The sequence below is a fragment of the Mesorhizobium sp. M5C.F.Cr.IN.023.01.1.1 genome, assembly GCF_003997585.1.
Classification (GTDB): Bacteria; Pseudomonadota; Alphaproteobacteria; order Rhizobiales; family Rhizobiaceae; genus Mesorhizobium; species Mesorhizobium wenxiniae.
Genome location: NZ_RZSU01000202.1, coordinates 1 through 4,960 on the forward strand (window position 1 = coordinate 1; position 4,960 = coordinate 4,960).

Genomic DNA, 4,960 nt, shown 5'->3' on the forward strand with positions numbered 1-4,960 from the left:
CGCCCGTTCGGGCCGTTGACGGAAAGTTTCGGCGACGAAAGCGAACTGGCCGTCCGGGGAGATGTCGAGCGCTCCCGGCGGCCCATAGGTCGAATTCGAAACCTCCATCATAGCAACAGAGCGGGACTGCTCCGCCGGCGACGTGATGATCGAAAGCGTATCCCGGTGGTGAGGGTCTGGAGGCCCGAGCTCGCCCGTCTCATAGACAGTCGGCGCCATGTCGGCATCCGACAGCACGAAGACGGCTCCGCCGTGATTTTGGGGCGGCTGGGCGCTCGAGAGGGTCGGCATCAGGTACAAAGCAATTGCAGCGAGAGAACAGCGTCGCATCCAGGTCTCCATACTCAATTGGAAGGCGCCTATTTTCCAGCTTCGCTTTCAGTCGTCCAATCGATATTGGACATTTGAATATTCCTCCCGGTAATGAAGCTTCGGAGGCCCGGCGTGAATCTGGCTGCCGTCGATCTGAACCTGCTTGTCGCCTTCGACGCCCTGCTCAGTGAAGGGAGCGTGAGCGGGGCGGCGGCCCGTATCGGGCTCAGCCAGCCGGCGATGAGCAAGCGCCTCGCCCATCTGCGTCGGCTTTTCGCCGATGATCTCTTTGCCGTCATGCCGATGGCGTGCGGCCGACCGAAAAGGCGCTCGACCTCGCCGATCCGATCCGGGCCGCGCTACGCCAGATCCAGGATGCGCTGGGAGGATTAGGCCAGTTCTCGCCGGAGCGATCGGGTCGCATCTTCAGGATCGCGACCACCGACCACATCGCGGCGACTTTGATGCCCAGGCTGGTGCCGGTGCTCCGTTCAGCGGCGCCAAGAATTTCAATCGTTCTGCGCGGCTTGCACCGCCAGGAGATCGTCGATTGGCTCGAGAAAGGCTCTATCGACCTTGCGATCACTATTCTGCCCGACGCGCCGACGACGATCAAACGAACATCGCTCTTCCACGTGAACTGGACATCGATCGTCTCCGCCGAGCATCCTGAAATCCGCGACGAGCTTACGCTGGAACTCTTCCTGAAGTATCCGCACTTGCTGGTTACCCATGTCGGCGATCTGAAGGGCTACATCGATCGCCTGCTGGACGATCGCGGACTGAAGCGGACCGTTGCAATGAGCCTGCCTTTTGCGCTTGCCGTACCGGCCATCATTGCCGAGACGGACATGATCTGCACTTTGCCGGCAAATGTGATCCGTCTGGCGGATTGGCCCCGCCTGCGCTCTTTTCCGCTGCCCTTCGATTACTCCGGTTATCAGGAAACCCTGCTCTGGCATCGGAGGAACGACAGCGATCCCGGTCACGCCTGGCTCAGGCGGACCCTGATCCGTGTAAGCGAAACAGTCACGTCGTAGCAGAAGGGCCTTCGCTCCCGCTGGCGGTCAGACCGCCGAGCCGTAGAGATCGTAGGCGTCGGCACGGTCGATCTTGACGGTGACGATATCGCCGGCACGCAACGGGCGCCGCGACTGGATATGCACCGAGCCGTCGATTTCGGGCGCGTCGTATTTGGTGCGGCCCTTCGCCGAGGTGCCATGCGCCTCGTCGATCAGGACAGGCAGGCGCTTACCGACCTTCCTGGCGAGCTGCGTCGCCGAGATCTTCTGCTGGCGCTGCATGAAGCGGTGCCAGCGCGCTTCCTTGATTTCCTGCGGCACCTGTTCGAGGCCGAGATCATTAGAGCGGGCGCCCCTGACCGGCTCGTATTTGAAACAGCCGGCGCGATCGATCTTGGCTTCGTCCAGCCAATCGAGCAGCATTTCGAAATCGTCGTCCGTCTCGCCGGGGAAGCCGACGATGAAGGTGGAGCGGATGGCCAGATCCGGACAGATTTCGCGCCAGCCGCGAATGCGGTCGAGGGTCTTTTCGCCATGGGCAGGCCGGCGCATGTTCTTCAGCACCTGCGGCGAGGCGTGCTGGAACGGGATATCCAGATAGGGAAGGATATTTCCTTCGGCCATCAGCGGGATGACATCGGCGACATGCGGGTAGGGGTAGACATAGTGCATGCGTACCCAAACGCCAAGCTTGCCGAGTTCCTCCGACAGATCGAGGAATTTCGCCCGCACTTCGCGATCGCCGAACATGCTCGTCTGGTATTTGATGTCGATGCCGTAGGCGCTGGTGTCCTGAGAAATGACCAGTATCTCCTTAACGCCGGCCTTGGCCAGTTTCTCGGCTTCGTGCAAAACGTCGGCCGCCGGTCGCGAGACGAGGTCGCCGCGCAGTGCCGGAATGATGCAGAAGGTGCAGCGGTTGTTGCAGCCTTCCGAAATCTTGAGATAGGCATAGTGGCGCGGGGTGAGCTTGACGCCTTGCGGCGGCAAAAGGTCGATGTAGGGATCGTGGCTCGGGGGTGCTGCCTGATGCACCGCAGCCATCACGCTCTCGTAGGCCTGCGGACCGGTGATGGCGAGAACGTTGGGGTGTTTCTCGCGGATGACGTCAGGTTCGGCGCCGAGACAGCCGGTGACGATGACCCTGCCGTTCTCCGAAAGGGCGGAGCCGATGGCATTGAGCGATTCATCACGAGCCGAATCGAGAAAGCCGCAGGTGTTGACGACGACCAGATCGGCGCCGTCATGTTTGCGCGCGATCTCGTAGCCTTCGGCGCGCAGGCGCGTGATGATACGCTCCGAGTCCACGAGGGCTTTCGGGCATCCAAGGCTTACGAAACTGACGCGAGGGGCAGACATGTGCGGTTTCCAATGGACGCGGGCCGGAAACCCTAAGGCCCGGCCCGGAAGTCTCGATATATGTTGATCTTTAGAACTTTCGCAGAAGCTCAATTTGCACGGCGCAATAGCATAGTTCCGCAATCAAGCAAACCGGGGAATGGCTTGGCGCCGCTCGGCGGGCCTGCACTGCTAAAGGGTCAGGTTCAATGACCGCCCGGTCCGAACCAAGGCGCCAGGAACGCAAACTGTTCGGGGAACTGCTGCACGGCACCATCCAGAAGCATTTTCACGGCGACGTAGAGAATGATCACGAGGCCGACATAGGCAATCCAGCGGTACTTATGCAGGAGGCGTGCGACAAACGAAGCGGCGAAGCCCATCAGCGCAATCGACAGCGCCAAGCCGATGATCAGGACCGTCGGATGGTCCATCGCCGCGCCTGCGACTGCAAGGACGTTGTCGAGAGACATCGAAACGTCGGCAATGACGATCTGCCAGGCTGCCTGAGCGAAGGTCTTGCGCGGTCCCTTGCCGCCGATCGTCCCGCTCTTGTCGTAATCGACATTCGACAACGATTCCGTCGCGTCATGTTCCTGCTCGTGGCTGACACGGAGTTCGCGCCACATCTTCCAGCACACCCAAAGCAGCAGCAGGCCGCCGGCGATGAGAAGAATGGGGCCGATTGTGAGGAGCCACTGGGTGATCAGTGCGAAGAAGATGCGAAGCACGGTGGCCGCCGCAATGCCGACGAGAATCGCCTTCCTGCGCTGGTCCGACGGCAGGCCTGCCGCGGCAAGGCCGATGACGATGGCATTGTCGCCGGCAAGCACAAGGTCGATGGCGATGACCTGGAGCAGAGCCGCGAGGCCAGCGGCGGTAAAAATTTCCATCAGCTGGAATTTCCTTGCTTGGTCGCCAATCGTTCGCGTGGGGTGCCCGAACGCCTAACGTGTATGGTTCCCGCACGTCAAGAGATGGCTTGAGAACAAGGCCGGCAAACCGCCTGAGCTGCCGTGATCAAGATGACCCTGAAACCAGAACGCAAATGGCGCCTTTGCAAGGAAAATCTGTCGAAATTGCTCATTCCAAGCAGTCCTCTGCAGGCATCGGGATAGTAAAAATGATGTAATGCGGCAATCGGTGCGGAATCGTGGGCCGGATGGCGCGAGCCGCGCATGCGCCAAGGTCGCGACTCCGCTCACGACCGCTCCACGATTGGTGGAATCCTCGACAATTGCCCAGTTCCGCCTGGCGTCGCAACCATGCGGTGCAGGGCTTGATCGAGAACGACAGCATGGGTTGAAGCACGCCGCCACCGCGATAGATTTCGGGGACCGAAGAGTACGATGCCTTAGAAAGTGTTCCTCACAGGAGAGGCTCGTGACGTCTGACGACAACACACCCGTCCTTTCCGGGGCGCCCGTCCTTTCCGGAGCGATTGGGGAGTACCGCGAGTTCGATCCTCCGGCCGCACTCGAAAGGCATTTCCTGTGTGTCTGGTCCAATACATTGCGCCCGGACGCGGGGAGCTTATCGGCCGTGGTCCCCGACGGTTGCGTCGATATCATCTGGATCGACGGCGATCTGGTGGTAGCGGGCCCTGACGTGGCCGTTGCCCTGTCTGCGCTGACACCCGGCTCTACTGTGATAGGCACCCGGTTCCGACCGGGGGCGGCAAGCCGATGGCTCCGCCTGCCGATGTCGGAGATCGTGGGCGGCCGCGTGGCACTCAGCCACTTCTGGGGAGCACTGGCGCGCGAAATCGCCCAGAGAATTGGCGATGCGTCCTCCACGACGGAGCGGATGCGGAAGATGCAGGCCGCATTCTCCTGTCTTGCGCCCGACGTCGAGCCGCCGCCTCCGGACATGGGATTTGCCTTCAACGCGCTGAAAACGGAATCCGCCGGTCCGGGCATGGCGGTGATCCTCGATCGGCTCGACGTCAGCCCGCGAACACTTCGCCGCCGCTGCCAGGAGGCTTTCGGCTATGGTCCGAAGACGCTCGACCGCATTCTCCGCTTCCAGCGGTTTTTGAACCTGGCACGGCAGTCCGCCGAGCCGCGCCTTGTCGATCTTGCGTTCGAGGCGGGCTATTCGGACCAGGCGCATCTCACGCGCGAGGTGCGGCGCCTGTCGGGGTTCTCGCCCGCGATGGTTCTCCGACAGCTCGGCGCCTGAACTGGCCGTTTCGTTCAATACGCCACCGCCAACTCCGCCTAGTCTGCCTTCGTTGAAAGGAGGCAGATATGCCGATCTACATCTCCCTCATCATCACCGTTTCCTTC

At 61.4% G+C, this 4,960-nt stretch carries 5 protein-coding genes and 1 pseudogene; 2 read left to right on the top strand and 4 right to left on the bottom strand.

Annotated features, from left to right (window positions below; all coding sequences use genetic code 11):
* Both EOA78_RS34990 and EOA78_RS37850 read right to left on the bottom strand, forming a co-directional pair.
* Positions 1-291 (bottom strand): annotated as a pseudogene (locus EOA78_RS34990) (hypothetical protein); the annotation flags it as partial.
* 87 nt (positions 292-378) lie between these two features.
* On the bottom strand, positions 379-573 hold the full coding sequence (locus EOA78_RS37850; RefSeq protein WP_281034106.1) for a hypothetical protein: 195 nt from the start codon (positions 571-573) through the stop codon (positions 379-381).
* 47 nt (positions 574-620) lie between these two features.
* On the opposite strand from EOA78_RS37850, the gene EOA78_RS35000 reads away from it, so the two are divergent.
* Positions 621-1,352, top strand: coding sequence for a LysR substrate-binding domain-containing protein (locus EOA78_RS35000; protein WP_127320238.1), 732 nt, complete (start codon positions 621-623; stop codon positions 1,350-1,352).
* 27 nt (positions 1,353-1,379) lie between these two features.
* Here the strand turns inward: EOA78_RS35000 and rimO are convergent, their stop codons facing one another.
* Positions 1,380-2,693, bottom strand: a complete 1,314-nt coding sequence (gene rimO / locus EOA78_RS35005; protein WP_127320240.1) for a 30S ribosomal protein S12 methylthiotransferase RimO — start codon at positions 2,691-2,693, stop codon at positions 1,380-1,382.
* 185 nt (positions 2,694-2,878) lie between these two features.
* Positions 2,879-3,565: a TerC family protein gene (locus tag EOA78_RS35010; RefSeq protein ID WP_127320242.1), complete on the bottom strand. Its 687-nt coding sequence runs from the start codon at positions 3,563-3,565 to the stop codon at positions 2,879-2,881.
* A 490-nt stretch (positions 3,566-4,055) separates the two neighbouring features.
* Between EOA78_RS35010 and EOA78_RS35015 the strand changes: the two genes are divergently transcribed.
* On the top strand, positions 4,056-4,853 hold the full coding sequence (locus EOA78_RS35015) for a helix-turn-helix domain-containing protein (RefSeq protein ID WP_127320244.1): 798 nt from the start codon (positions 4,056-4,058) through the stop codon (positions 4,851-4,853).
* Positions 4,854-4,960: the final 107 nt, after the last annotated feature.